Source organism: Lysinibacillus sp. NPDC093190 (assembly GCF_050280425.1).
Classification (GTDB): domain Bacteria; phylum Bacillota; class Bacilli; order Bacillales_A; family Planococcaceae; genus Lysinibacillus.
Map to the genome: position 1 here is coordinate 1 of NZ_JBNNVG010000049.1, position 25,587 is coordinate 25,587.

Annotated in this window: 24 protein-coding genes, 16 tRNA genes and 2 rRNA genes; 33 read left to right on the forward strand and 9 right to left on the reverse strand. The window is 37.5% G+C overall.

Going from position 1 to position 25,587, the window contains the following annotated elements; genetic code table 11:
• The 23 genes from ACQKOF_RS23765 to ACQKOF_RS23875 form a co-directional block, all read left to right on the forward strand.
• Positions 1-93, forward strand: a 23S ribosomal RNA gene (locus tag ACQKOF_RS23765); the annotation flags it as partial.
• 115 nt (positions 94-208) lie between these two features.
• A 5S ribosomal RNA gene (rrf, locus tag ACQKOF_RS23770) occupies positions 209-324 on the forward strand.
• A gap of 16 nt (positions 325-340) precedes the next feature.
• Positions 341-417, forward strand: a tRNA-Asn gene (locus tag ACQKOF_RS23775).
• Positions 418-422: 5 nt separating this feature from the next.
• Positions 423-514: transfer RNA gene (locus ACQKOF_RS23780), tRNA-Ser, on the forward strand.
• A gap of 30 nt (positions 515-544) precedes the next feature.
• Positions 545-619, forward strand: a tRNA-Glu gene (locus ACQKOF_RS23785).
• A 14-nt stretch (positions 620-633) separates the two neighbouring features.
• A tRNA-Val gene (locus tag ACQKOF_RS23790) sits at positions 634-709 on the forward strand.
• 24 nt (positions 710-733) lie between these two features.
• Positions 734-808: transfer RNA gene (locus ACQKOF_RS23795), tRNA-Met, on the forward strand.
• 4 nt (positions 809-812) lie between these two features.
• A tRNA-Asp gene (locus tag ACQKOF_RS23800) sits at positions 813-888 on the forward strand.
• A gap of 16 nt (positions 889-904) precedes the next feature.
• A tRNA-Phe gene (locus ACQKOF_RS23805) sits at positions 905-980 on the forward strand.
• Between the two features lie 8 nt (positions 981-988).
• Positions 989-1,064, forward strand: a tRNA-Thr gene (locus tag ACQKOF_RS23810).
• Positions 1,065-1,074: 10 nt separating this feature from the next.
• A tRNA-Tyr gene (locus tag ACQKOF_RS23815) sits at positions 1,075-1,158 on the forward strand.
• A 14-nt stretch (positions 1,159-1,172) separates the two neighbouring features.
• Positions 1,173-1,246: transfer RNA gene (locus tag ACQKOF_RS23820), tRNA-Trp, on the forward strand.
• Between the two features lie 12 nt (positions 1,247-1,258).
• A tRNA-His gene (locus ACQKOF_RS23825) sits at positions 1,259-1,334 on the forward strand.
• A gap of 35 nt (positions 1,335-1,369) precedes the next feature.
• Positions 1,370-1,445: transfer RNA gene (locus ACQKOF_RS23830), tRNA-His, on the forward strand.
• Positions 1,446-1,464: 19 nt separating this feature from the next.
• Positions 1,465-1,539, forward strand: a tRNA-Gln gene (locus ACQKOF_RS23835).
• Between the two features lie 7 nt (positions 1,540-1,546).
• Positions 1,547-1,621: transfer RNA gene (locus ACQKOF_RS23840), tRNA-Gly, on the forward strand.
• Positions 1,622-1,629: 8 nt separating this feature from the next.
• Positions 1,630-1,703 (forward strand) — tRNA-Cys (locus tag ACQKOF_RS23845).
• Positions 1,704-1,750: 47 nt separating this feature from the next.
• Positions 1,751-1,831: transfer RNA gene (locus ACQKOF_RS23850), tRNA-Leu, on the forward strand.
• Positions 1,832-2,176: 345 nt separating this feature from the next.
• Entirely contained in the window at positions 2,177-2,413 is a 237-nt protein-coding gene (locus tag ACQKOF_RS23855; protein ID WP_427562545.1) for a hypothetical protein, read from the forward strand.
• A gap of 609 nt (positions 2,414-3,022) precedes the next feature.
• Positions 3,023-3,583 carry an RNA 2',3'-cyclic phosphodiesterase gene (gene thpR / locus ACQKOF_RS23860; protein WP_427562548.1) on the forward strand — a complete coding sequence of 187 codons (561 nt, stop codon included), beginning with the start codon at positions 3,023-3,025 and terminating at the stop codon, positions 3,581-3,583.
• A 143-nt stretch (positions 3,584-3,726) separates the two neighbouring features.
• Positions 3,727-4,761: an ABC transporter permease gene (locus ACQKOF_RS23865; protein WP_427562551.1), complete on the forward strand. Its 1,035-nt coding sequence runs from the start codon at positions 3,727-3,729 to the stop codon at positions 4,759-4,761.
• Position 4,762: 1 nt separating this feature from the next.
• The gene (locus tag ACQKOF_RS23870) at positions 4,763-5,437 is read left to right on the forward strand and encodes an ABC transporter ATP-binding protein (RefSeq protein WP_427562554.1); all 675 of its coding nucleotides are present in this window, start codon (positions 4,763-4,765) and stop codon (positions 5,435-5,437) included.
• A 213-nt stretch (positions 5,438-5,650) separates the two neighbouring features.
• Complete coding sequence (locus ACQKOF_RS23875; protein WP_370046285.1) at positions 5,651-5,935, forward strand: hypothetical protein; 285 nt, start codon at positions 5,651-5,653, stop codon at positions 5,933-5,935.
• A 225-nt stretch (positions 5,936-6,160) separates the two neighbouring features.
• Here ACQKOF_RS23875 and ACQKOF_RS23880 read toward each other — a convergent pair whose 3' ends face one another.
• The 3 genes from ACQKOF_RS23880 to ACQKOF_RS23890 all read right to left on the reverse strand — a co-directional run bounded on the left by ACQKOF_RS23880 (position 6,161) and on the right by ACQKOF_RS23890 (position 8,566).
• Entirely contained in the window at positions 6,161-6,976 is an 816-nt protein-coding gene (locus tag ACQKOF_RS23880) for an SDR family NAD(P)-dependent oxidoreductase (RefSeq protein WP_427562607.1), read from the reverse strand.
• Positions 6,977-6,994: 18 nt separating this feature from the next.
• Entirely contained in the window at positions 6,995-7,690 is a 696-nt protein-coding gene (locus ACQKOF_RS23885) for a GDSL-type esterase/lipase family protein (protein ID WP_427562558.1), read from the reverse strand.
• A gap of 288 nt (positions 7,691-7,978) precedes the next feature.
• Positions 7,979-8,566 carry a TetR family transcriptional regulator C-terminal domain-containing protein gene (locus ACQKOF_RS23890; protein WP_427562561.1) on the reverse strand — a complete coding sequence of 196 codons (588 nt, stop codon included), beginning with the start codon at positions 8,564-8,566 and terminating at the stop codon, positions 7,979-7,981.
• 313 nt (positions 8,567-8,879) lie between these two features.
• On the opposite strand from ACQKOF_RS23890, the gene ACQKOF_RS23895 reads away from it, so the two are divergent.
• Together ACQKOF_RS23895 and ACQKOF_RS23900 are read left to right on the forward strand one after the other, a co-directional pair.
• Positions 8,880-9,230 (forward strand): VOC family protein, encoded by a 351-nt coding sequence (locus tag ACQKOF_RS23895; protein ID WP_427562563.1) that lies wholly within the window; start codon positions 8,880-8,882, stop codon positions 9,228-9,230.
• 117 nt (positions 9,231-9,347) lie between these two features.
• Positions 9,348-10,439: an S-layer homology domain-containing protein gene (locus ACQKOF_RS23900; RefSeq protein ID WP_427562566.1), complete on the forward strand. Its 1,092-nt coding sequence runs from the start codon at positions 9,348-9,350 to the stop codon at positions 10,437-10,439.
• 63 nt (positions 10,440-10,502) lie between these two features.
• On the opposite strand, the gene ACQKOF_RS23905 is transcribed toward ACQKOF_RS23900, so the two are convergent.
• Entirely contained in the window at positions 10,503-11,246 is a 744-nt protein-coding gene (locus tag ACQKOF_RS23905) for an arylamine N-acetyltransferase family protein (protein WP_427562569.1), read from the reverse strand.
• Positions 11,247-11,441: 195 nt separating this feature from the next.
• On the opposite strand from ACQKOF_RS23905, the gene nagB reads away from it, so the two are divergent.
• From nagB to ACQKOF_RS23920, 3 genes are all read left to right on the forward strand, one after another.
• The gene (nagB, locus tag ACQKOF_RS23910; protein WP_427562610.1) at positions 11,442-12,155 is read left to right on the forward strand and encodes a glucosamine-6-phosphate deaminase; all 714 of its coding nucleotides are present in this window, start codon (positions 11,442-11,444) and stop codon (positions 12,153-12,155) included.
• Between the two features lie 506 nt (positions 12,156-12,661).
• Positions 12,662-13,564, forward strand: a complete 903-nt coding sequence (locus tag ACQKOF_RS23915) for a S66 peptidase family protein (RefSeq protein WP_427562572.1) — start codon at positions 12,662-12,664, stop codon at positions 13,562-13,564.
• A gap of 49 nt (positions 13,565-13,613) precedes the next feature.
• The gene (locus ACQKOF_RS23920) at positions 13,614-14,015 is read left to right on the forward strand and encodes a cytidine deaminase (RefSeq protein WP_427562575.1); all 402 of its coding nucleotides are present in this window, start codon (positions 13,614-13,616) and stop codon (positions 14,013-14,015) included.
• 74 nt (positions 14,016-14,089) lie between these two features.
• On the opposite strand, the gene ACQKOF_RS23925 is transcribed toward ACQKOF_RS23920, so the two are convergent.
• Entirely contained in the window at positions 14,090-15,676 is a 1,587-nt protein-coding gene (locus tag ACQKOF_RS23925) for a catalase (RefSeq protein ID WP_427562578.1), read from the reverse strand.
• Between the two features lie 914 nt (positions 15,677-16,590).
• On the opposite strand from ACQKOF_RS23925, the gene ACQKOF_RS23930 reads away from it, so the two are divergent.
• The gene (locus tag ACQKOF_RS23930) at positions 16,591-17,256 is read left to right on the forward strand and encodes a hypothetical protein (protein ID WP_427562581.1); all 666 of its coding nucleotides are present in this window, start codon (positions 16,591-16,593) and stop codon (positions 17,254-17,256) included.
• A gap of 131 nt (positions 17,257-17,387) precedes the next feature.
• Here the strand turns inward: ACQKOF_RS23930 and ACQKOF_RS23935 are convergent, their stop codons facing one another.
• Entirely contained in the window at positions 17,388-17,897 is a 510-nt protein-coding gene (locus ACQKOF_RS23935) for a hypothetical protein (protein ID WP_427562584.1), read from the reverse strand.
• Between the two features lie 14 nt (positions 17,898-17,911).
• Positions 17,912-18,601 (reverse strand): B3/B4 domain-containing protein, encoded by a 690-nt coding sequence (locus ACQKOF_RS23940; protein WP_427562586.1) that lies wholly within the window; start codon positions 18,599-18,601, stop codon positions 17,912-17,914.
• Positions 18,602-18,660: 59 nt separating this feature from the next.
• On the opposite strand from ACQKOF_RS23940, the gene queG reads away from it, so the two are divergent.
• Positions 18,661-19,791, forward strand: a complete 1,131-nt coding sequence (queG, locus tag ACQKOF_RS23945) for a tRNA epoxyqueuosine(34) reductase QueG (RefSeq protein WP_427562589.1) — start codon at positions 18,661-18,663, stop codon at positions 19,789-19,791.
• A gap of 14 nt (positions 19,792-19,805) precedes the next feature.
• Positions 19,806-20,279, forward strand: a complete 474-nt coding sequence (trmL, locus tag ACQKOF_RS23950; RefSeq protein ID WP_427562592.1) for a tRNA (uridine(34)/cytosine(34)/5-carboxymethylaminomethyluridine(34)-2'-O)-methyltransferase TrmL — start codon at positions 19,806-19,808, stop codon at positions 20,277-20,279.
• Positions 20,280-20,600: 321 nt separating this feature from the next.
• On the opposite strand, the gene ACQKOF_RS23955 is transcribed toward trmL, so the two are convergent.
• The gene (locus tag ACQKOF_RS23955; protein WP_427562595.1) at positions 20,601-21,446 is read right to left on the reverse strand and encodes a VOC family protein; all 846 of its coding nucleotides are present in this window, start codon (positions 21,444-21,446) and stop codon (positions 20,601-20,603) included.
• A gap of 510 nt (positions 21,447-21,956) precedes the next feature.
• Here ACQKOF_RS23955 and ACQKOF_RS23960 point away from each other — a divergent pair.
• Together ACQKOF_RS23960 and ACQKOF_RS23965 are read left to right on the forward strand one after the other, a co-directional pair.
• Complete coding sequence (locus tag ACQKOF_RS23960; RefSeq protein ID WP_427562598.1) at positions 21,957-22,130, forward strand: hypothetical protein; 174 nt, start codon at positions 21,957-21,959, stop codon at positions 22,128-22,130.
• An 87-nt stretch (positions 22,131-22,217) separates the two neighbouring features.
• Positions 22,218-23,048 carry an aldo/keto reductase gene (locus tag ACQKOF_RS23965; protein ID WP_427562601.1) on the forward strand — a complete coding sequence of 277 codons (831 nt, stop codon included), beginning with the start codon at positions 22,218-22,220 and terminating at the stop codon, positions 23,046-23,048.
• Positions 23,049-23,098: 50 nt separating this feature from the next.
• On the opposite strand, the gene ACQKOF_RS23970 is transcribed toward ACQKOF_RS23965, so the two are convergent.
• Positions 23,099-25,261: a 5'-nucleotidase C-terminal domain-containing protein gene (locus ACQKOF_RS23970; RefSeq protein ID WP_427562604.1), complete on the reverse strand. Its 2,163-nt coding sequence runs from the start codon at positions 25,259-25,261 to the stop codon at positions 23,099-23,101.
• Between the last annotated feature and the right edge of the window lie 326 nt (positions 25,262-25,587).

Genomic DNA, 25,587 nt, shown 5'->3' on the forward strand with positions numbered 1-25,587 from the left:
GATCCCTCAAAGACGATGAGGTAGATAGGTTCGAGGTGGAAGTGTGGTGACACATGGAGCTGACGAATACTAATCGATCGAGGACTTAACCAAAACGTTTGAAACATTCAATGCACCGTTTATCCGGTTTTGAAAGAACAAAAACTATTAATAAGATACTTGCATTTATAATGAAATATGTTATAATAAGTATTGTCTTTCGAAATAGTCTAGTGATGATGGCAAAGAGGTCACACCCGTTCCCATACCGAACACGGAAGTTAAGCTCTTTAGCGCCAATGGTAGTTGGGGGCTTCCCCCTGTGAGAGTAGGACGTCGCTAGGCTATATAATAAGATTATTCCGAAGTAGCTCAGTTGGTAGTAGCACCTGACTGTTAATCAGGTTGTCGCAGGTTCGAGTCCTGCCTTCGGAGCCATTCTTGGAGAGTTGTCCGAGTGGCCGAAGGAGCACGATTGGAAATCGTGTAGGCGGTTAACACTGTCTCAAGGGTTCAAATCCCTTACTCTCCGCCAGCACTTTAAGGATTCACCATTCCAAACGAAGGCCCCTTGGTCAAGTGGTTAAGACACCGCCCTTTCACGGCGGTAACACGGGTTCGAATCCCGTAGGGGTCACCATTTAATACCCAGATGGAGGATTAGCTCAGCTGGGAGAGCATCTGCCTTACAAGCAGAGGGTCGGCGGTTCGAGCCCGTCATCCTCCACCATTATTTAAATAAATCACTCATTATCGCGGGGTGGAGCAGTGGTAGCTCGTCGGGCTCATAACCCGAAGGTCGTTGGTTCAAATCCGGCCCCCGCAACCAAAATGGTCCCGTGGTGTAGCGGTTAACATGCCTGCCTGTCACGCAGGAGATCGCCGGTTCGATCCCGGTCGGGACCGCCATTTTTTTTAAAAATATGGGTCAGTAGCTCAGTTGGTAGAGCATTAGATTGAAGCTCTAAGTGTCGGCGGTTCGATTCCGTCCTGACCCACCATATTTTTTGCCGGTTTAGCTCAGCAGGTAGAGCAACTGACTTGTAATCAGTAGGTCGTGGGTTCGATTCCTATAGCCGGCACCATGGCATTCCCGGAGGGGTAGCGAAGTGGCTAAACGCGGCGGACTGTAAATCCGCTCCTTAGGGTTCGGCGGTTCGAATCCGTCCCCCTCCACCAGTTTTTAATTTAATAGGGGCATAGTTCAACGGTAGAATAGAGGTCTCCAAAACCTTTGGTGTGGGTTCGATTCCTACTGCCCCTGCCAATTAATTTTATGGCGATTGTGGCGAAGTGGTTAACGCACCGGATTGTGGTTCCGGCATTCGTGGGTTCGATTCCCATCAGTCGCCCCATTTTCAATAAAATTAATAAATACAATATAACAATGGCGATTGTGGCGAAGTGGTTAACGCACCGGATTGTGGTTCCGGCATTCGTGGGTTCGATTCCCATCAGTCGCCCCATTTATATATATTTAACTTTTGGGGTATAGCCAAGCGGTAAGGCAACGGATTTTGATTCCGTCACGCCCTGGTTCGAATCCAGGTACCCCAGCCATTTTTTTGCGGAAGTAGTTCAGTGGTAGAACACCACCTTGCCAAGGTGGGGGTCGCGAGTTCGAACCTCGTCTTCCGCTCCAAATATTATGGCGGCATAGCCAAGTGGTAAGGCACAGGTCTGCAACACCTTTATCACCGGTTCAAATCCGGTTGCCGCCTCCATAATTTATTACTTAATCGGTTTATCCGATTTTTTTTATCTCCATTATGCCGGTGTGGCGGAATTGGCAGACGCGCACGACTCAAAATCGTGTTCCTTTGGAGTGTCGGTTCGACCCCGACCACCGGTATCATAATTTACTAGAGAATCCTTGTATATCAAGGATTCTTTTTTTATTTGTAGAAAGCATTTAAGATCCTCTCAAAAGGTATACACAGTTATTTGAGAATTCGATTGGAAGGATCGAATTTATTTGAAATCGGATTATTAAGAGTGGCTACGGATTAAGACTTCAACAATTATGTTGGAGTCTTTTTTGTTTGCCTAAGGTTATCAGTAATAATTGCAATTCCACTTACAAAGAAATCAACTTCAAAACCCATCTGTTTTTCTTTAGTCATAATGCCAACCCTTATGTACTAGATAACCTTAAGATTTTTGCTAAAATATGATTAAAAACCAGAGGGGTGATCTTATGAAGGGAGACGATGATAAAAAGGATGAGATAGAAAAAGATTATAATGCAGAAGCTTCAAGATATACACTTGCTATTTTACTTGCAGCTTTATTGATTTGGGCATTATATGACTTGTTTAAAAATGATAAAAGTGGCCATGGTATTCAATGGGTATTGGTATCATGCATAGTTTCAGTTTTTGAAGTAACTAAGCGTTATTTAATAAGAAGAGATGACAAGAAAAAAAATAGATAGAAATTAATTTCAAATTACAGAATTTTAAAATTAATCATTTGATAAAGACATAGATTCAATAAACAGGGGTTTTTGTTTAAAGTACACATTAAGAGTAGAGAAAAAGGACAGATTATGAAAAAGAGGTAAGGTACAATAATAAAAGATAAAAGTTTTGGAGGGGACGTTAAATTGGCTAAATTAATTCGAATTTTGAATAGTGTTATTTTAAAGTACAAACTTTTAAATATTTCTCATTAATTTATATGCTGCTTTTGGCGGATCTATTGGTAGCGATTGGTGATTTTTCGATGATCTTTGTAGTTCCAGAGTTAGCTCCAACTATCATTACAATAATCGCTATTGTTTATATTTGGAGAAAGTTTTTGAAGAATAATCCTAAATTTAAAAGCTTCGTAAGCTTGCTTAATTCTTTCATTGTGTGGAATTTTACATTCGTTTGGGTTTTTCCTTTTCCTGAAATAGATAAATAAAGATAATAAAACCTACTCAGCTAAAAAGCAAAGTGGTTTATTTCTGCTTTAACGCGAGTAGTAATGGTTAAATTATAGTAGGAAAAGACATAATGCCTGTTAAGTAGCATTTTCTATGAATAGAGAGGATATCATTATGAACAAACACTTTTTTATTGCAGTTCCACTTCCTTCAGATATTAAAGCAGCTCTTAATGTGAGATGTGAAGAAATGAAGACAAATTTTCATTTTAAACGATGGGTTCATCAGGAAGATTATCACATTACATTGGCTTTTTTAGGTCATGCGGATGAAAAGCAATTACAGGCTGTAATGGATGAAACGAGGAAAAATCTTATGAATGTTTCTCCATTTGAATTAAAAATTCAAGGGTTTAAAACTTTTGGAAGAAAAGAATATCCAAGAATTTTATGGGTTGATCTGCTCGAATCTCAGCAATTAAATTTTGTGAGAGAGATAGTATACCGTGATTGTATGAAGGCTGGATTTGAATTAGATAAGAAGCCATTTTTACCACATATAACTGTCGCAAGAAAATGGGATGAAGGATACGGGAAACTTCCGTTCGAAGAATTGCTAGAAGAAAATTTTCAGCTTCCAAAATTTTCAGTAGAAGAAGTGATTTTGTACGAGTCAAAAATAGAGGAAACGCCAAAATACCATAAAAAAGCTGTCATTCGTTTGGATGTCCAATAATATTACAATCAGCTCGTAAACCTAAAAAAGAAAAGGTTTATGAGCTTTTTTGCTTAAAATATTTTATTTTTAATGATTAGTTCATCTTCCGTTCATTTAAGGATTTTATGCTAAGGATGTAAAAAGGAATGGAGGAGTTAACTATGAATCTTGCGTGGAAAGAAATTAAGAAAAATAAAGTAAGATTTTTAATATTAGGTTCAATTGTTTTTCTAGTTAGTTTTTTAACTTTTATTATTTCTGGTTTGGCGAATGGATTATCACAAGATAATGCCGCTTTAATTAAAGACTTACCGCAAGGACAATTTTATATGAATAAGGATGCAGATCAAACTTATAATCTGTCAAAAATAGATAGCAGTACTCAAAATAAAATATTGAGTACTGAAAAGGATGCAGTAGCTTTTTCACTACAAATGGGCTTTTTAAATGATAAGGATAATAAGCAGCAAAGTGTTGCGTTTGTTACATCGACTGATTCAGAGTTATTTGAAAATGTGAAACACGGGGAGGTCATATTGGACAGCTCCTTGAAAGACAAAGGAATTAAAGTAGGAGATACATTAACGAATAATCAATTTAATGGCAAATTTGTAGTAAAGGGATTTGTAGAGCAAAAGAAATATAGTCATGCCCCAGTTGCTTATATTAATAAAGAAGATTATATAGAAATTTACCGTGTTGACGAAATGCAGCTGATTTTCGTACCGAATGGTGATGCTTCAAAACAAATTGCTGGATTACAATCATTTTCAAATAAAGAGTTTCTTAATACAATTCCAAGCTATAACGCAGAACAAATGTCTTTAAATATGATTGTGTGGTTTTTAGTAGTCATTAGTGGGATGCTGTTTGCAATCTTCTTCTATATGATGAATTTCCAAAAAATCGGCTTATACGGAATCTTAAAGGCCATTGGTTTGAAAACAAGCAAGTTATTCAAAATGATCTGGACACAGATGGCCATCATTACAGTTATTTCACTTGTTTTGTCTGTAGCCTTAAGTCAGGCATTTAATTGGATAGCGCCAAAAGGAATGCCATTCACTTTAACGATCGCGACAACCATTCAATTATCGATTGTATTTTTAATTATTGGATTTATTGGCGCTACAATTTCAGGAATCCAAATTAAAAAAATCGAACCATTACAAGCGATACAGCAAGGAGAGGCTTAATATGACTTTATTTGAAATCGATGGAGTTAGAAAAACGTTTACGAATGGCGAGGTAGAGGAAGAAATACTTAAAGGAATAGATCTTTCTCTAAAAGAAGGAGAAATAATAGCATTGGTCGGTGCATCTGGATCTGGTAAGAGTACACTTCTGACAATAGCTGCTGGACTTCAACCTGCATCAGATGGGCATGTTACATTTGAGGGGGGAAATATGTCTATCATGAGCCCAGAAGAGGTTCGAAAAGTGCGAGCAAGTAAATTTGGGTTTGTCTTTCAGTTTGCACACCTTGTACCTTTTCTTACAGTTGAGGAGCAGCTGCTGCTAATGCTAGATGTTTCTGAATCAAAATTAAAAAAGCAGGAACAAAAAAATGAAGTTGATCGAATACTAAAAATAGTAGGGATGGATCATCGAAAAATGGCTTATCCTTCTTCACTGTCAGGTGGAGAGAAGCAACGTGTTGCGATTGCCCGAGCAATCATTCATAAACCGAAAGTTTTATTCGCAGATGAACCAACTGCAAGCTTAGATTCACAAAGATCAAAAGAGGTTATGTTACTAATTAGAGAGTTGACTAAAACGTTAAACATTACTACTTTAATGGTGACACACGATGAAGAAATGCTTGCTTATACGGATCGTATTATTAAAATGAGCGACGGTGTCATTTTGTAAGATGTCATTTAGATTGAGCAGTAAAAAGCCACAACCACATTTTTTGATGGTTGTGGTATTTTTTTGATGAAACAGGCTCTTCGCCATATTGTAGGGCTGATTTCCGTTCCAACTGGGTGCAATTATGAATTTTTTTAATAAGCCTAGTGTAAAGTTACCAAATCATTAAACTAATGGAGCATATTGTAGAAGGAAAGAAGGAGGTGATTTGAAATGGCGTTTGTCATTGCCTTATTGATTGTATTAGTAGGTTTAATAGCGGCATTCCAATTAACCGAAGGAAGGTCAGAGAAAGGGAAATATATCATTTGGGGTATCATTACAATGATTGCGTTTGCACCATTCTTATCTTTTGTAATTGGCGTAGTGTATGGAATGATGGTTAGTAATGGTTGGGCAGCATCGATTATGATGTTTTTATCTCCTTTAATTTTTGTTATAGGGCTTATTGTATTAATCTTAGGTATTTATAAGAAAGATGAAGCAGGGCATAAATAACTAGCTACTTGTCTCTGAAAAGGGGTTATTCCGTTCAGTGTTTTAGTTATCTTAAATATAAAGGTAAAAAGCCGCGAGACTCCTACGAATTGTTTTTGCGATGCAGTGTAAATAAAAATGTAGCGAAGGAGACATATGCCTTCGTGTCCAATATCCTATTTTTTCCATAATGAGGCTCGTGCCTTGTCAGCGGAAAAGCTAGCGGTTTTTTACCATTTAGAATGTTTATGTGAATCGAGCTTTTCGACTTACTTTACAGACCATTCTCATTAATGCCCTGTGTAACGAAGGGAAGATCGTAAAGACAACATCCATTGTTTTACGCATTGGCATAGGACAAATAATTGGCTTATTTTTGTGTACGCCTGCAATAGTGATTTTTGCAAGTTGCTGTGGAGACATCATTTTTTGCTTTTTCAATTGTTTGGACATCACTGATTTATCGATATTAATAGCTGTTGCTTTATCAAAAATAGGTGTATCCACAAAAGTCGGACATAGCGTACTTACCTTAATGCCAAATTCCTCAGCCTCATAGTGTAGTGATGTCGTTAAGCCCACAACAGCATGCTTCGTAGTTGAATATGCTGCAGATATAGGAGATGGCCCCAACCCTGCTGCTGATGACGTATTGATGATATGTCCAAAACCTTGTTCCTTCATGACTTGATAGCCAACTTGAGTACCATATACAACGCCCCATAAATTAATATCCACAATGTCTTTCCATTCGTCCATCGACATATCATAAATTTCACCATACATAGCTATACCAGCATTATTGAATAAATAATCTAGCCTTTGAAATTCCTCATATACATTTGTAATGACATGCTCAACACTTTTGTAATCGGTTACATTTAATTCAACAAATTGAGCATTTGAAGCATCTTTATTTAATTCTGCCTCTAGAAGACGTCCATCATGTTCGTTGATATCAGCAATAATAACAAATATATTTCGACCTACTAATTCTTTGCAGATAGCCTTTCCTATACCTGATACACCACCAGTAACAATCGCAACCTTTCTCAAATTCATCACCTCTCGTATGATTTCCTAATGGACAGTGGCTTCCTGCAATTGAAGCTGTTCAATGACAGCTGTGTATTCCCCGACGACAAGTTCTGCTCCTTTACTATTTAAATGAACGCCATCTAAAGTTAAATGTAGCCCTCTCTTTTTGGATAATCGGTCAATTCGCAAAGGATTTTTATAAAATAGTACATCTTTCATTACTCGCATAACATTGGTGTTGATATAATCCGAACTATTAACTGGTTCCAAGTGATGCGCAAACACCTCTTGCATATTTAAAAAGCTAACATTTGTATACTTAGAAGAAATGGACTGAATAATGGAGGAGAACTCTTTTAATTCCATATTTGAAGTATTTTTTATGGCCTCTCCTACTAAAGCTGGTGTTACTAAAACAACATGTTTAGAGGATGCTAAAATCATTTCTAAACAATTTACATAGTAATCTTTAAATTCTTGATGATCTTTTGTAACTGGCTGTGCCTGCACTTTCAAAAGTTTAGCATAGACATCATTGACACCAATCCAAAGAAAGCTAAGGTCATAATAAGTAGCTAGCTTCGATTTCTCTAAACGACTGTGTAAGCTTTTTACTGTCTCACCTGGTTTACCGAGATTATCAAATTCGATATGTTGATGTTTTGCTGTTAGTAGTTTAAAAAATGAAACACCTGGTCGACCTTCTGTTAAGCTGTCTCCTATACATGCAATTTTCATTTATATCCCACCTTTTTTTATTCCCATTAACTTATTTCAGCGGGTGTCTATACACCCGTTGAAATAAGTTAATGCCTCCGGCGGATGTCAAGGAATCGGAAAGGAGTTCCATAAAGGATGTTAGCCTAAAATCATCGCATCCATGCGATAACGGCTAACTGACCTGCATCGGTGCCGCTGCCGCTACGTTAGGACTGCGCTTTCGCACAAAAAACATCTGCAGGCCTAAGTACAAAGCCTATTCCGAACGCATTGTTTATCTGTGCGAAAGCGAAGCGACAGCAACAATTATGCCGAGGCATAATTGATAAAAATAGTTATTGCTTGATTAAAGAGTGGCTCAAGTGCTTTAAGCTCCTGAGTATTTGTAAGCTGACATAAACCTCCTAGCCATGTGCCTAGTAAAACTGTCCACTCATCAATATTTCCATCAACAAATTCCCCTCTATCAATTCCTTCTTGAAGGATCGCGCGATAAGCACCCATCGGTACAATCGCTAAATTGTATAATTGTTGCACGGATTCAGGGTTCGATTTGGGATTGGTGGCTAGTTCTTGCCCCGACCTTAATAAAGGTGTTTGGTAATGATAGAGAACATGCATGGCCATGCCATATAATTTTTCTGTTGCCGTGGAGTAGGTACAGTGTTTTTGTAGCCATTTGTTGTGCCAATCTTGCATTGTTTGTTGCGCTAAAAGAACAAAAAGCTTTTCTTTGTTTTCAAAATGATAATAAATATGTCCTTTACTGTAGCCTGAAGCGGTTGAAATATCTCCAACTGATGTTTGATTATAGCCTTTTTGAGAAAACAAACTAACCGCATGTTCCATAATTTCAACTTTTGCCTTCTCGCTATCATAACGTCTTTTATTCAATGATTTACTCCTTCTCATTTGAACGGTCGTTCTAATTTAATTATACAATATTTTACTAATTAAGGAATAGTTAAATACCTAAGTCATTAAGTTTTCACAATTCCGTACTACAATCTCAGATGAAGTTTGGGATGATATTTGTTAAACCTGATGCAATGTATACAAGTTGATTTTCGTTCCGCCTGACGCCCCAGGAATCGCGCCAGGCGGAAAGGAAATCAACCTCACGTTATGGGTGATGAAATTAATAAAAGGAATATTAACCAAGTCGTTGAACTATAAATTATATTTCAAAAATCAGGAGGGGAATTAGGTGGGGAGAGTAATAGGGTTTGAATTGAATAGTCAGGAGCCTGAAAAAGCAGCTGAGTTTTATGCTAAGGTTTTTGGTTGGGAGGTAGCTGCACCAAATTGGGAATATTGGGCTGTAACAACCGGGGATGATGAAAAATCAGGGATTAACGGCGGTATTGCAAAGGGGCCACATGACCATCCTTTTGGTACACGTATTCAAATTGAAATTGATTCTATCAATGAAGCTATTTCTACAGCTAAACAGAATGGTGCCATCATTGTTCGTGACAAAATGGAGTTCGATGAGTTTTATCTTGCCTATATGGTAGATCCAACTGGGCTTGGCTTCGGCTTAATTCAAAACAAATAATCTAATCGATTAACAAGTCTCTGCAAACGTTTGCGGAGGCTTTTTTGTTCACAAATCATATTGGAAATAATATCTAAAAAAGTATATTATGAATAGTGGAGAAAGAGAGGGAAAGACATGAAACAAATATTGAAAATAGTATGTGCGCTATTAATAGCTGTTTGTTTAATACCGATTGAAGGTGTACATGCAGCGAGCTTCAAAGATGTATCCAAGGGTAACGCATTGATAACCGAAATTGATTACTTAGTGGAAAAAGGAATTATTAACGGCTATCCTAATAATCTATTTAAACCAAATACATATGTAACGAGAGCACAGGTAGCTGTCATGTTAACACGTGCTTTAGGATTACAAACAACGAATGTAAAAGATTCAAAGTATCAGGATGTACCTACTACACATCCCTATTATAAAGAAATTACGGCAGTACAAAATGCTGGGATTTTCGATACGGCACAGAAATTTAATCCGACTGCAACTCTTACAAGAGGAGATATGGCGATTGTGCTGCAAAGAGCGTTTAAATTAAAGGGATCTGAGTCGAGCTATTTTACTGATGTTTCAGCTAAGACAAGAGGCTATAAGGAAATATCGGTAATTTTCAGTAATAATATAGTAAGAGGATATGATGATGGTTCATTTAAGCCGAATTTACCTTTAACGCGAGCCCATTTTTCAGCATTTTTGGCTCGTGCATTAACGCTATCGAATCCGAATCTATTAAAAGATACTGCGTATGACTACACGTATTCGCATTATTCGTTGAGTGATAAAAAAAGCTATACATTAAAGTATCAGTATAGTCATAATGACGATAAGAGTGATGTGTGGACAGTAACCGATTTGAATTCAAATAAGGTGTTTAATGATGAGCTTTTATTTAGCGATGGTGAGGTTTATGGACAAGGATTTGCACGTGATTATGATTTATTTTACGATTTATACTTCGGATTTCCCCTTAGAATTGGCGTGATACAACATGAGGATGATGGAGGGATAATTTCAGGTATCCGAATTACTGTTAAAGCAACAGATGGCACTGTTCAAGCAGGTGGTGTTAAGTATAACAATGTTATTGTTCTAGAACAAACATCCATTTACAGTAATAAAGTTTCAACATATTATTTTGTAGATGGGATCGGTTTAGTTAAGGAGCTTTACAATGATGTTGTTATTTATGAGTTACTCGATCGTACAGCAAATTAATTGTTAGCACGGGAAAAGCAAGTCTCCTAATATTGAGGGGGCTTGCTTTTTGTCATGAAGCATCTAATCTACTGAAATATGAAAAAAACGATGAAGTGCTTGTCGCCATTCCTTTTCGTTATGAGTTGTATAGGTTGTTAGGGATTGTCCCTCGTATATTCGGAATTCATTGTTAAGCATTGTATGTCGTCCGCGAGGGGTACGAATCATAGCTATTTTATCTTTTTGTTTAGAAAGTCTGGGTGCAAACTTTGCATCGTTAGCGTCATCAAAAAAACTATAAAGTAAACGCCAATTATGTGTTGTTTGTTCGTACAGCATCCAGCCGTTCGCTTCATCTCGTTCAATTTTATAAAGTTCATTACCTTCACGGTGTTGATGCCCCGCTATTAGTGGAATTGGCTTACAAGGAGCTAGTGCACCTACGCCTACATCTGAAATATATGATTGGCCAGCGAAATTGACAAGCAATAGCTGATGCATAGGGACATCCTCAACAGGAGTATCCGCTTCAATGTTGCGCCAAAACTGTGCATAGCGATTAGTTACAGAAAAGCCGAGTTCGCGAAGTAGCCAACTAAATAAAATATTTAGTTCAAAGCAATTGCCTCCACGATGTTGAATAATGATTTTTTGAAAAAGGTTAGGAATAGCGAAGGAGATGCTATGTTTCAAGGCAACATCTAAGTTCTCGTAAGGAACGATATGTAGATGTCTTGTTTGGAGCTGGCCAAGTAGCTTAATAGATGGCTCTAAAGGTCCTTGAAATTGAATAAGCTTTAAATATTGCTGTATTTGTAAATTCATAAAATCGCCTCACTTCCTTACTAAATAACATAACCGAAATAGCTTGAGAATACACGTGAATATTAGAAAGAAAATAATAGAAAAGTAGGTAAATAACTTGTAAAATGAAAATATTAGCTACTATATAGAGAAATATTTCCTGTTATTTTAGTTAATAATAATGATTGTAAGGTAGGTATACGAATGACAAGCGAAATGAAATGGATAGAAGTAAATTCATACGATGAAATGAGCGAAGTAGCAGCGGATATTTTCACTAAACAATTACAAGTAAAGCCAGCAAGTATTTTAGGATTAGCAACTGGTGGTTCTCCTGTAGGGATGTACAAGGAATTAGTGAAACACCAACAAGCTGGACATATATCTTTTAGCGACGTGATGACCTTTAACCTAGACGAATATGTAGGTCTCGATCAATCAAGTCCGGCAAGTTATTGGACATTTATGCATGAGAACTTATTCAATCATGTAGATATTAAGGAAGAAAATATACATTTACCAAATGGTAAGGCAGAGAATTTAGATGCTGAGTGTGTGGCTTATGATGCTCGAATCAAGGAAGCGGGTGGAATTGATCTACAGCTACTAGGCATAGGCGTTAACGGACATATTGGTTTTAACGAACCAGGCACTCCTTTTGGTTCACCGACTAATATTGTAGAGTTAACTGAATCTACACGCACAGAAAATGCAATTTATTTTGATGACTCTAAGGATGTACCAACACATGCTATTACAATGGGCATTCAATCTATTATGCATGCCAAAGAAATCGTGTTAATTGCATTTGGTGAAAAAAAGCTAGAGGCTATGGAAAAATTAAAAAGTGGTATCGTCACTGAAGATTTCCCAGCAAGCCAATTATTAAATCATCCAAATGTAACAGTTATTTACGGCGGAACAAAATAAGAATTAAGCGTAGACTTTATATTATTTGAAGCCTACGCTTTTTTATTTTGAATTTATAGAGACGGATAGAATTAATGGAATGACGGAAAGAAGAGCCGAAGCGACGGAAAGAAATCAGAGCGACAGATAGCAGGGCCAGAGCGATGGAAAGAAATTAGAGCGACGGAAAGAAATCAGAGCGACAGATAGCAGGGCCAGAGCGATGGAAAGAAATTAGAGCGACGGAAAGAAGAGCCGAAGCGACGGAAAGAAGAGTCAAAGCGACGGATAGCAGAGCCAGAACGACGGAAAGAAGAGTCAAAGTGACGGAAAGAAATTAGAGCGACGGATAGCAGGGCCAGAGCGACGGAAAGAAGAGCCAGGGCGAAGGAAAGAGACATCAAAGAGAGGAACATTCACCCGGAAGTTAGATGTTATCGACACTAACTTCCCTATAAATCAATGCTACAATATTATCTATATGCTAGAATAAGAAAAACTTATAGGAACTTATAGGAGGGGTTAGGGTGAAAAGCACCGTACCACATTTACAAAAGGGCGATACAGTTGGTCTTGTTGCTTTATCAAGTAAAGTAAAGCTCGATAAGCTAGGAGATGCTATAGCCTTTCTTGAAGAATTAGGGCTAAACTATATAATTGGGGATACCATTCAGGCAAAGCACGATTATTTAGCAGGTAGTGATGAGGAGCGTCTGGGTGATTTTCATGAGATGGTGAGAAATCCGGAGGTGAAGGCAATTTTTTGTGTTAAGGGGGGCTATGGCTCTGCACGAATTGCGGAAAAGATTGACTACGGACTACTTGAGGAAAATCCAAAAATTTTCTGGGGCTTCTCTGATCTTACATATTTACATTGCGCGATTAACGAATTTGCTAATTTAGTGACGTTTCATGGACCGCTACTTATGTCTGTAGGAAGAATAGATGATTTATCAAAGAAAATGTTTTTACAGCTATTTACACCGATGGAATTACAGTATGTGGAGAATATTTCTCCATTAACAACGATTGCACCTGGTGTAGCACGTGGTGAGATTATTGGTGGAAATTTACGTCGTCTTGTTAACACATTAGGTACAAAATTTGAAGTTCGCACGGAAGGTCGAATTTTATTGATTGAGGAGCTTGGAGAAACTATTCCAACAATCGATTCGATGCTGCAGCAATTAAAGCAGGCGAGAAAGCTTGAGCAGTTAGCCGGTGTTGTTATCGGTTCCTTTACACAAACAGAAGCAGATGAAGCGGCACTATTAGCTTTAATGAAGGATTATTTTGCGGATTTAGGCGTTCCGGTTGTAGCAGGCTTTAAAATTGGCCATGATTCAACGAATATTGCTATTCCATTAGGAGTAGATGCTATTTTAGATGCACAGGAAAAAGTACTGAAGATTTTGCCTGGTGTGCATTAAAAAGAAGAATTCTATGTTATGTTAAATTGATTAAAGACAGAGGAAGAAGATGGATATTGAGCAAAAATTATATCAGTCGGCGGTAGAATTAATCGAAAAAAGATACCCTTCTGGTTGGGGTGGTGCGGCAGCATTGTATACTGAAGATGGTCAGATTTTAACGAGCGTAGCACCAGACGTTATTAATGCCTCTACTGAATTGTGCATGGAAACTGGTGCAATACTTGAAGCGCATAAACTTAATACGAAGGTCACACATAGTATTTGTGTTGCCAGAGAAAACGAAAATTCTGTATTTATTGTGTTAACTCCTTGTGGTGTATGTCAAGAAAGGTTTTTTTACTGGGGTGAAAATGTAAAAGCGGCTATTACTAATCCGAATGGTGAATTGATATTTAAAACACTGAAAGAAATACAACCATATCATTGGTATAAAGCATACGAAAAATAATTGAAAAATTTAGCTGTGCTTCCAAAAAAAAGACATTACATATTTGTTGTGAAAATATGTAATGTCTTTTTGCTTTAATAAGGCTCTGCGCCATGACCTTTATCTACAGCCTTTTTAGGTGCTTCATCACCATCAATATTGCCAAGTGGCTTTGATGAAGATGAATCATTTCGAGCTTTTTGTAATCCTTCTTTTAACAAACGACCGTATTCTTCATCTGCTTCTTGTGCTAATGCAATCATTGCTTCTTGAATGGCTATATGGCAGACTGCTAAATCACGAATTAAGTTTTCAAGCAGCTCATCTCGCTCCCATTGCTCAAAATTGCGATATGTTTCTCCAGCTTGCTTCGTATTACTTTGACGATCAATGGATTCTCGAACGAGATTGCCTTCCACGAGTGGTGTATATTCTTTCCCCGTTTGAGTAGCTTCTTTTAAACCATTTAACATCGAAGGCTCGTAGTTTATATGAGGATTTTGTCCAGTAGCTAAATCTCGTTTATACATCATTTGACCACCGTTTTGATTGGTTGCCACTCGTTTTTTAGGAGCATTGATAGGGAGTTGTAAATAGTTTGCACCTACACGATGACGCTGTGTATCAGAATAAGAGAAGGTACGACCTTGTAACATTTTATCATCTGAGAAATCCAATCCGTCCACAAGCACTCCTGTACCGAAAGTAGCCTGTTCAACCTCAGCAAAATAATCTTCTGGATTTTTATTTAATACCATCTTCCCAACTGGATACCATGGGAATTGATCATTAGGCCAAAGCTTCGTATCATCTAATGGATCAAAATCAAGCTCTGGATGTGGACCATCCTCCATAATTTGGACGTTAAGCTCCCATTCAGGATAATCACCATTTTTAATTGCATCATATAAATCTTGTGTGGCATGATTGAAATTTTTCTTTTGGATTTCTTCTGCTTTTTTTTGTGTTAAGTTTTTAATGCCTTGTAAAGGTTCCCAATGGTATTTTACAAGGACGGCATTGCCTTCATTATTGACCCATTTATACGTATTGACGCCAGAGCCTTGCATCATTCGATAATTAGCAGGAATACCCCATGGTGAATAAACGAATGTCACCATATGGAAGGATTCTGGTGAGCTTGCACAAAAATCAAAAAAGCGTTCAACGTCCTGAATATTTGTAATAGGATCAGGCTTAAAGGCGTGAATCATATCAGGGAATTTCATAGCATCGCGGATAAAGAAGATTTTTAAATTATTGCCGACTAAATCCCAGTTACCATCCTCAGTATAGAATTTTACAGCAAAGCCTCGTGGATCACGTAATGTCTCTGGTGAATGACCACCATGAATAACTGTTGAGAAGCGCACAAAAACAGGCGTCTGCTTACCCTTATCCTGAAATACTTTTGCCCTTGTATATTTAGAAATAGGCTCATTCCCAACAACACCATATGTCTCAAAATAGCCATGTGCCCCAGCACCTCGCGCATGAACAACGCGCTCAGGAATTCTTTCACGGTCAAAGTGACTTATTTTTTCTATAAAATCATAGTTTTCAAGAGTTGCAGGTCCTCGATTACTGACAGTTCGTATATTTTGATTGTTAGTAATAGGGTGCCCCTGTCGATTTGTCAAAGTCATGTCATGCTCGTTTGTGGAATCATGTTGGTTTGTCATTGTGTAACCCCTTTCTTTGGATATAGTCATTCTGTCCATGTTTGGGGAGAACTAGACATGAAAAACTCTCTTACACACGAGGAGGAAGAGAGTGAATGGTTGCTGTAATTTAGGGATTTTTAAACAATAAACAAATTCTCATTAAAGCAAGATGAGGTAATTAATGCACATAAAAAGCTCTCCTACACACAAGATGTAAGAGAGCTATTGGATGGCGTTTTCAAATAATTGTCAAGTTGTTTGAGTATGGCCATTGCTTATAGTTGGTTATTAGTCATTGGTCATACAGTAACAGGTAACTTGTCATTGGTTTTGTTTAAGTTAGCTCCAAAAAGCTAGTTTTGAAAACAGCACATCCAATTCGATATGAAGTCTCATCGACTCCATAAACTTATTGTATACATTTCCTAATGATATGAAAAGCTCGGATTCATCAGTGTGTATGAAATGTAAGCCGTTACTAATAAATTACATACGTTTTAGTATATTCAAATAACGAGCAAAAATTCGTGTTTGTTACAAATTTTTGAAAGATTCTCAGTGACGCGTTGTAGATAAATGTCAAAATATTTTTATATAATTCGTTTATTCTTGTACACACTCTTCCTATTTTTTTTATAGTCTTAACCATGATATACAAGGCTTTATTGATTTTTAGTAGATGGTTTCTTCGGTGCAAGCGAGCGGTATAGAATACCTGTTTTAGTTAGTTCAATGTACAACATAAAGTTTTTATTTTACCAAAATGTCGAAAAATGACGAATGATAATTATGGTAATATACACCTTACTTTGTCAGAATTGTAATAAGAGGATAATAAATAGTAATTTAGGGACTTTTTGCACTATAATTCTATTTTATTGAATCTAGTAACGTATATTTTTATTAATATGCATTCGGAGGGAAAAAAGGTAATGAAGAAAGCTTTATTATTACTTCTAGCAGTTATGCTAGTTGGATGTTCCGGAGAGGGAGCAGAGAAGAAAAAAGAGGAAGATGTAAAAAAAGAAGATGTCGTAAAGAAAGAACCAGCTGAGGAAAAGAAAGTCGTTCCAGTAAAATATGAAGAGGTTGATTCTGAATCAAAGGCCGCTGTAGAAAAGTTTGTTAAAAAATACAATGTCAGAGTTGATGTATTAAAACAGGATGCAGAAGATCCAATCGAAATAGACAAGATTTCAGAGCCAATAACTAGTGAACTGAATAAAGAGGAGAATAATACATTCTCACAAATCTTATTGGAAACTGATTTTAAAAAATATAAGGGTCATTATAAAGTAGAAGCTAAATATAATAATGATAAAAAAATAATTGGATATGGTGTTTCTATAGAAGGAATGCCAGAAAACGAAGTAAATGAAGATGGAGATGAATGGGAAGAAGGACTTACCTCCGCTGTATCAATTGCTGTTACGTTAGGATTGAATTTAGATAAATTTATTGATGAATTAGATAAAGCTGGAAATGAGAATAAAGGTACTCATACTTATACTGATTCTAATACTAATCATAATGTAACTTTTCTTATTGCTGATATGAATTTGGGGAAAATTGGAGTTAATTTTGATTTAACAAAGTAGAAAAAAGCATCCCAAAATGAGCTGCACCCCAATTGTTAGACACAATCTAACAATTGGAGGTACAGTTCAAAAAGGATGCTTTTTTTGTTGCTGTATTTCTATTTTAGAAATAATAGCCTGGACGCCCGAGATTAGAAATAACGAGAATCATCGAAGTTAATTTCAACACTATAATTCTTTGCATTGATCAGATTCGATAGTTTATGTGCATCTTTTTCTAATATAATGGCCCGTTCGCGGTACTCATCTGGCTCATACATAGCAATTTCATAAAGCATTGTATTTTCACCATAACCCATGCGTACACTCTCTTTTTCATGCATACTAAAATCTTTGCACAGCTCAGCGTCTGCACGGAGCTGTGTTGCGAGCTCAATGGCTTCAACTAATGCCAGTTTTTCCCCTTTAAAGTCCACTGAGTTTTTTATATTTGCTTCATATACTAAACGATCCAATGTACGAACATCGAGACGTACTTGAGCCAATTCAGCTTCAATGACTGTCATTGCACGATTACTTGTTTTAGGTGCTTGTCCTTTTTCGACAGTTACAAAAGCGCTACGATGTAATTCACTAACAAGCTCTTGAATTTTTTTTGCTAAAATACTTTTTAGCTTAACGGCTTCTGCAAGATTAATCATGAAAACACGTCCTTTTACAGTGTAGTAGATGGTTCTGCGTTTGTTAATAGGGCCATTTTATAATCGCCGCCATGAATTTGGTTAAACATCTTACCAGCAGAGGCAAGAAGCTCATTCGCATTTTCTTCTGACAATGATGGACGGAGGTAGAAAATATGTAGAGCCTCGTTTGTTACCTCCGAAACAGACGTACGTTTAGAATCGACAAATGGTGACCCAAATGCGCCTTCAGCATCACAGCTATAAAGGATATTTTTTAATGCATTAAAACGTCCATTTAAGCCCTCATAGCCAGTGTCCTCGTTGCCAAGTGCAATCTCTATATTTCCTTTTAGTTTAGCTACATCATATAAGCCTACTGGAATTTCATATTGGAGGGAGAAGAAATTATTTAAATCAACACCGGAGTGAAGTGGTGTTAAATAATTTTGCTTACTAATTCGGCGCATTAAGCTTTCTGCTGAGTGACGATAGCGGTTCGGATCTGCACCAAGCTTTTTCCATAGTTGTCGCCATTCTGCAATACCCTCTCGTTGCGTTACAGGACTATCTTGCATTTCTAAAAAGAGATTTTCCTGATACAATTGCATGCGTCCCTTAATCATTTGAGGCGATTCTGCAACGACAATTTTGGTATAATGAATAATGCCGATTTTAAGCTTGGGATGTTGTGTCAATAGAGATTGATTAATTGAAATGTCCATAAAACATCACCTACTTTATCTATTTCTATTATTGTACCATGTAAGGAGTTGGAAATAAAATGAACATACATGACCTACAACGTGAATTTGTGGCGTATGCAATGTCCATTGGTGTAGATAAAATTGGCTTTACAACAGCAGCTCCATTTACAGAATTAAAAAATAGACTGCGCCGTCAGCAAGAGCTCGGTTATCAGTCTGGCTTTGAAGAAAGCGATATTGAAAAACGTACCGAGCCCCTACAATTGTTAGAGGGAGCAGAGAGCATTGTGGCGATAGCTGTCGCATATCCGTCGCGTATGCAAGATGCACCTGTTGGCAAGAAGGGAGCAAGACGTGGGATTTTTTGCCGTGCTTCCTGGGGGATCGATTATCATACAGCATTACGTGAGCGCTTGAAATTATTATCAGCCTGGCTTGAGGAACGCATAGAAGGTGTTCGTATTGAATCAATGGTTGATACGGGGGCACTTGTTGATAGGGCAGTTGCGGAACGTGCAGGGATAGGTTGGAGCGGAAAAAACTGCTCGATCATTACGCCTGAGTTCGGTTCCTATGTATATTTAGGAGAGCTAATCACGAATATCCCTTTTGCACCGGATAAGCCTATGGAGGATGAATGCGGAGATTGCCGCTTATGTTTAGATGTTTGTCCAACTGGTGCGTTAATCGAGGGAGGACAGCTAGACTCTCAACGTTGTATAGCCTTTTTAACACAAACTAAGGGAATGCTACCTGATGAGTTTCGTACCCATATTGGTAATCGTTTGTATGGCTGTGATACATGCCAGACCGTATGCCCAAAGAATAAAGGAAAGATTAACTGGATGCATGAGGAATTTAAACCTGATCCAGAGCTTGCAAAGCCATTACTTGTACCACTTTTAACAATTTCAAATCGTGACTTTAAAGAAAAGTTTGGACATGTTTCTGGTTCATGGCGGGGAAAAAAGCCAATTCAACGCAATGCTATTTTGGCACTTGCGCACTTCAAAGAAGAAGCTGCGGTACCGGAATTAGTAGCACTTCTTGAAAAGGATGAACGACCTGTTATTCGAGGGACGGCAGCATGGGCATTAGGTAGGATAGGCGGAGAGCTGGCCCAATCTGCATTACTTGAGGCAAAAGCACAAGAACAAGACGAGGAAGTACTTGTTGAAATTAACAAAGGCTTACAATTTTTTAGTTAAGGAAGTGTACCGTTATGCCATTGCATATCGTTTTATATCAACCAGAAATTCCAGCAAATACAGGAAATATTGCACGCACATGTGCTGGAACAAATACGTCACTACATTTAATTCGCCCTCTTGGCTTTTCAACAGACGATAAAATGCTAAAACGTGCCGGTTTAGATTATTGGCATAGTGTTAATGTCGTGTATCACGATTCGCTAGAGGATTTTCTAGAGGCATCCCAAAATGGCGACGTTTATTTAATTGAGACATATAGTGAAGAACCATTTACGACACATGATTTTAGTGATAAAGATCGTGATATTTACTTTATGTTTGGAAAAGAAACGACTGGCCTGCCAAAGGATTTTGCCTATGAGCGTAAAGATATGTGCTTACGAATTCCACAGAGTGAGCATGTTCGTTCACTCAATCTATCGAATACAGCAGCCATTGTTATTTATGAAGCATTGCGTCAACAAGGATATCCAGGATTACATTAAAAAAGGCAGTTCTCCCATAGAGGAGAACTGCTTTTGCTTTTTTATTAGACGTGAAGATTCGAAAAGTGATGGTTAGAACTCCGCAAACGACGGATAAAGCCCGTCAAGCGACGGAAGAACCCCGTCAAGCGACGGATAAAACCCGTCAAGCGACGGAAAGAACCCGTCAAGCGACGGATAAAACCCGTCAAGTGACGGAAAGCCCGTCAAGCGACGGAAAGAACCCCGTCAAGCGACGGAAGAACCCCGTCAAGCGACGGAAATACCCCGTCAAGCGCCGGATACAATCCTCAAACCGACGGATAGTACGTCACATCACTCTTAAAATTTCAATAAAACAACGATACCTGATGGATCTTCTGTTTGGAAACCTCCATCTATATCAATAACAGGTGCACCAATAGCACGAAGATTTTCTTTCATTGTTGCTGCTTGCTCTTCATTATCTAGACGCAGTGAAAATGTTTGTAAGCCAACCTGATTTTTACCAAGCTTTGGTGCGTTTTCAGAGTGCCAAGTGTTTAAACCGATATGATGGTGATAGCGGCCAGTTGAGATGAATAAAGCTTGTGCTCCATAGCGAGTGACAATCTCAAATCCTAATCCTTTTGTATAAAATTCCTCTGCGGCAGCTAAATTAGAAACTGATAAATGAATATGCCCCATAACCGTATCGGCTGGAAGGCCATTCCATCTACCATCACCTTCCTCTAAGATAGAATGGATTTTAAGAGGTTCAGTCACCATATGCACTTGGTCGAAATGCCAAGTCCATTCATTTTCAGGGCGATCCGCATAAACCTCAATGCCATTATTATCAGGATCATTTAAATAAAGTGCTTCACTTACATCATGGTCAGATGCTCCAAAGTACACGCCATTGTTATGGAAATAAGTAATAATATTCGCTAAATCACGACGAGTAGGCAGTAAAATTGCAAAGTGATAAAGTCCAGTTGTTAAGCTCGTTTTTTCTTCAACTGTTTCGGGTTGGATGATTGTCAGTAAAGCTGTTTTGCCATCAGCTGTTAGAGTTGCTCTATGAGATTCCTGATGTAAAACTTTAAAGCCAATTACCTCCTGATAATAAGTTAATGAACGTTGTAAATCGCTCACTTTAATTTCAACATTTGAGACATATGTGTTAGGTTTTTCATGAAAATGCATAGTAAATTACCTCCGAATTTCAAGTTATTATTAATTATCAACTTACTTTATGTAAGTAAGTTTATTTTATAAAGTACAAAATGTCAAGTTAATTATATTGTTCCAAAAAATATGAGAAATAACCGAAGCGCCCAGTCGGAACGGAAATCAACCCCTCACTTTGCCAAAGACCAACTTTATTTATATGAAGCTTATTCCCTTTGCCGTAATATTTTTTCAACAACAAAAAAATCACTAAGCATATATTCATGCTTAGTGATTTTCTTGAGGTATTATTTGTCTGCTCTGTAGTCGCCTTCATAACCAGCAGTGAAAATTGCAGTTAAGAACGCAACAGTTACACCAATAATTAATATTAAACTCATGGAAGAACCCTCCTCATGTTTATAAAGACATCTCTTTTTAGTATAGACTATCTACTATAAAAATGAAACGACATAGTGGAATAAAATATGTCAGAAATGGTTCAGAAATAACTATTTCGGGAAAACTATAAGAGAGGTGATAATAATGGAAAAAAAAGTTCCGAATATCGAAAACGGTACAATGGCTAGAAATTTTAAAGATTTACAGGATTTAGGGAAGCAAATGGAGCATTTGCGTGATGGTCTAGAGCTTGTAGAAGACGATCGAATTCCAGACCCTATCCAAGTAGATGATTATGAAGAGGAAGCAAAAGATTAATAATAAATTACCCTGAAATTTTTCCTCATTTTTCTTAAAACCAATTTTTTGTATAATGGAACTAGGAAAAGAAAGGGGATGTTATTCTTGAATTTACAATCAATAAAAACATTAGTAAACGGTGTGGAAATGCCCCGCTTTGGCTTAGGCGTTTATAAAATGACAGAGCGTGATGAGACTTTGCAGGCTATTGATAAAGCTCTTAAATTTGGCTACCGAGCTATTGATACGGCTTCTCTTTATGGGAATGAGGCTGAGGTGGGAGAAGCTATTCGTCATTCAGGTGTAAAACGTGAGGATATTTTTGTGACGACAAAGGTTTGGAATAATGATCAAGGCTATGATGAAACATTACGAGCTTTTGAAGTTTCATTGGAAAAATTAAATATGGACTATTTAGATTTATATTTGACTCATTGGGCAGTACCAGAAACATTTGAAGAAACGTATAGAGCAATTGAACGTTTATATGATGAAAAATTAATTCGTGCAACAGGTGTCTCAAATCACCATGAGCATCATCTACAAAAACTATTAGCTAAAGCAAATATAGCACCAATGGTCAATCAAGTAGAGGTGCATCCATATTTACAGCAAGACGCATTACGAGCATTTTGTAGTGAGCATGGAATTGCTGTTACGGCATGGTCTCCATTAGGTCGTGGTGGAGTACTTGAAAATCCAACGATTATGGAAATTGGTCGCGAAATAGGGAAGACAGCTGCTCAAGTAGTGCTGCGCTGGCATTTACAAAATGATACACTTGTTATTCCAAAATCTGTGACACCTAGTCGTATTGAGGAAAACGCACAGATTTTTGATTTTGAATTAACACTAGCTCAAATGGATAAAATAGCGGCGTTAAATCGTAATGAACGCTTTGGGCAGGATCCAGATAACTTTAAATTTAATTTTTAGTGCAATAGAAATCCCGCTCTCCAATTTGAGAAGCGGGATTTTTAAATGTATTATTTAGATTCTTTTACAAAAGGAATGTAGTTAGAAAGCATTTTTGCCATATGTGCACGTGTCGCATTGTTACTAGGCATAAATTTGCCATTTGCGCCGCTAACAATCTTTAAGTCTTTCATAAGTGCGATAGCATTTTGAGTTTCAGCGTTATATTGAGAAATATCACTGAAATCAGCTTTTAAACTAGTTTTTGCATCGTGTTGTAGGTTGTATGCACGAGCAAACATTAAGGCAAGTTGAGCACGAGTTACTTTTGCATTAGGATTGAATTTACCATTCACACCTTGAACAATCCCAGCTTCAGCAAGTGCTGTAATTTCTTTTTGTGTTGCAGGATTTACATTCGCAAGATCAGAGAATGTTGCTTGACCTTTTGCTTCAAGCTTTAAGGCACGTGCGATAAATGATGCAGCTTGTGCACGAGTTAAGTTTGCGTTTGGTGAATATGTTGTTGCAGAAGTACCTTTTGTTAAATCACGGTAATAAAGATCACGAACATAGCCTTCTGTTTCTGAGCCTTTTGCGATATCTTTAAAAGGAATTGTTGCGATAATACGTCCTTCTACTTTTGAATCAACTTTTTTCAGTGTATCTAAGTGTTCGATAAACATTTCATAGTCAATCGTACCAGGTTCACTTACACGGCCGTCCTCATAAACTTTTTTCAATGTATCGTAGCCGTCTCCACCTTTAGCAGTGAATGTATTTGTTGCCGCTTTATAATAGGCTGCTTTATCTAGCTCTTTACCATTTAATTTAATAGATTTTACACGTTTACCAGCTGGTGCTTTACCGTCAAATTCTACTTGTAAACCAGAGAAGTGTAAGAAGCCACCAGATTCTTTCGGGAACTCTTTCACACTATGTTCAACAATATCATAAATTTCAGCACCTGTTAATTTTACGATACCAAGTGCATTACCGAATGGCATAACTGTCATAACCTCGCCTACAGTGATATCTCCTGCATCAATACTTGCGCGGATACCACCACCATTTTGGAAGGCAAATTGTACTTCTGGGTCAATTTTCTTTGCGCCAGCAAGCATACCATCAGTAATTAAGTTACCAAGGTTTGTTTCTCCAGCACGTACACCCCAAAGACCACGACCACCATTTAGAGGTGAAACAGCTGTATTGCCTGTTGATTGATTTAACATTTTTGAAATTTTCTCTTTATATGGAGCTAAAAGTGCTTCAGCCTCAGCGTCAGCTTGGACATCCTTTAAAGGATGTAATTGACCAAGGTAGTCAACAATGGCACCGTTATCGTCGAATGTTAGGTCTAATTCACCTAAATTTTCGCTATATTGACCTGTTTGAACAATAATTGTTGGGTTCTTAAATGGTGTTTCAGCTTTCACAGGCTTGTTTAATGGTGTATGTGTGTGGCCACCTACGATCACATCAATACCCTCTACAGCTTTCGCTAGTAATTGGTCATTATCCCAATCTGCTGAGTCATCGAAGCCTATATGAGTAACTGCGATGATTTTGTTCACACCTTGCTTTTCAAATTCTGCTACTGATTTTTTCGCAGAATCGATATAGTTAGCAAATTGAACGTTAACAACGCTTGAAATTGTAGGTGTTTCTTCTGTTGTTAAGCCGAAAATACCTACTTGTTCTCCGTCGATTTCTTTAATAATACCGTTATAAATTTTACCGTTTTCAAAGTCTTTTGTGATTGTTTTAAATTGTAAGCCATCAAATAAAGAATCTTTTGAAAAATCTAGGTTGGCCCCTAGTAATGGGAACTCTGCGCCCTTAACGAATTTTGCAAGTGCAGCATGTCCTTCTGGACTAGCCCCTAAATCGAACTCATGATTACCAAATGCCATTGCATCGTAGCCCATTAAGTTCATTAACTTCATATCTGCTTCTCCAGCAAATTCGTTAAAGTATAAAGTACCAGAGAAAACATCACCAGCATCTAAAAGAAGTGAATTTGCATTTGCAGCACGAAGTTCTTTTACTTTTGTTGCGCGCTTTGGAGCATCCTCAACGTGTGCATGCGTGTCATTTGAGTGTAGAATTGTTAATTTATAACCATCTTTCTTAGCTGTTGGTGTTGCTTCCGCTGCATGTGCGGCAAAACCGGGTGTAGCTAATAAACTCGCAACTAGAGTTGTTGCTGCAATACTTTTAACCCATTTCATCAATGAATTCCTCCTCATAATATGTCAGATGACTGACAATTTACTCTATTCTATCATGAAAAAAAACCACCGTCATTACCAATAATGGAAATGTATATTAAAATTACTGTAAAAAATATATTAAAGAAATGTTAAATAATATATTTATACTTTTTAAGAATTATAAGTAAATAGATTGAAATATTTGCTCATCATTATAAAGTGGGGTTGATTTCCGTTCAGACGGGCGGCTTTGTTGCTGACGCTTCGCTTTCGCACAGATAAAACATTTGTTGCTGACGCTTCGCTTTCGCACAGATAAAACATTTGTCGCTGACGCTTCGCTT

Excerpts from the sequence above, each read along its gene's own strand:
- ACQKOF_RS23855 (WP_427562545.1), top strand. The coding sequence starts at position 2,177 with ATGAAGGGAGACGATGATAAAAAGGATGAGATAGAAAAAGATTATAAT.
- thpR (WP_427562548.1), top strand. The coding sequence starts at position 3,023 with ATGAACAAACACTTTTTTATTGCAGTTCCACTTCCTTCAGATATTAAA.
- ACQKOF_RS23865 (WP_427562551.1), top strand. The coding sequence starts at position 3,727 with ATGAATCTTGCGTGGAAAGAAATTAAGAAAAATAAAGTAAGATTTTTA.
- ACQKOF_RS23870 (WP_427562554.1), top strand. The coding sequence starts at position 4,763 with ATGACTTTATTTGAAATCGATGGAGTTAGAAAAACGTTTACGAATGGC.
- ACQKOF_RS23875 (WP_370046285.1), top strand. The coding sequence starts at position 5,651 with ATGGCGTTTGTCATTGCCTTATTGATTGTATTAGTAGGTTTAATAGCG.
- ACQKOF_RS23880 (WP_427562607.1), bottom strand. The coding sequence starts at position 6,976 with ATGAATTTGAGAAAGGTTGCGATTGTTACTGGTGGTGTATCAGGTATA.
- ACQKOF_RS23885 (WP_427562558.1), bottom strand. The coding sequence starts at position 7,690 with ATGAAAATTGCATGTATAGGAGACAGCTTAACAGAAGGTCGACCAGGT.
- ACQKOF_RS23900 (WP_427562566.1), top strand. The coding sequence starts at position 9,348 with ATGAAACAAATATTGAAAATAGTATGTGCGCTATTAATAGCTGTTTGT.
- ACQKOF_RS23905 (WP_427562569.1), bottom strand. The coding sequence starts at position 11,246 with ATGAATTTACAAATACAGCAATATTTAAAGCTTATTCAATTTCAAGGA.
- nagB (WP_427562610.1), top strand. The coding sequence starts at position 11,442 with ATGAAATGGATAGAAGTAAATTCATACGATGAAATGAGCGAAGTAGCA.
- ACQKOF_RS23920 (WP_427562575.1), top strand. The coding sequence starts at position 13,614 with ATGGATATTGAGCAAAAATTATATCAGTCGGCGGTAGAATTAATCGAA.
- ACQKOF_RS23925 (WP_427562578.1), bottom strand. The coding sequence starts at position 15,676 with ATGACAAACCAACATGATTCCACAAACGAGCATGACATGACTTTGACA.
- ACQKOF_RS23930 (WP_427562581.1), top strand. The coding sequence starts at position 16,591 with ATGAAGAAAGCTTTATTATTACTTCTAGCAGTTATGCTAGTTGGATGT.
- ACQKOF_RS23935 (WP_427562584.1), bottom strand. The coding sequence starts at position 17,897 with ATGATTAATCTTGCAGAAGCCGTTAAGCTAAAAAGTATTTTAGCAAAA.
- ACQKOF_RS23940 (WP_427562586.1), bottom strand. The coding sequence starts at position 18,601 with ATGGACATTTCAATTAATCAATCTCTATTGACACAACATCCCAAGCTT.
- queG (WP_427562589.1), top strand. The coding sequence starts at position 18,661 with ATGAACATACATGACCTACAACGTGAATTTGTGGCGTATGCAATGTCC.
- trmL (WP_427562592.1), top strand. The coding sequence starts at position 19,806 with ATGCCATTGCATATCGTTTTATATCAACCAGAAATTCCAGCAAATACA.
- ACQKOF_RS23955 (WP_427562595.1), bottom strand. The coding sequence starts at position 21,446 with ATGCATTTTCATGAAAAACCTAACACATATGTCTCAAATGTTGAAATT.
- ACQKOF_RS23960 (WP_427562598.1), top strand. The coding sequence starts at position 21,957 with ATGGAAAAAAAAGTTCCGAATATCGAAAACGGTACAATGGCTAGAAAT.
- ACQKOF_RS23970 (WP_427562604.1), bottom strand. The coding sequence starts at position 25,261 with ATGAAATGGGTTAAAAGTATTGCAGCAACAACTCTAGTTGCGAGTTTA.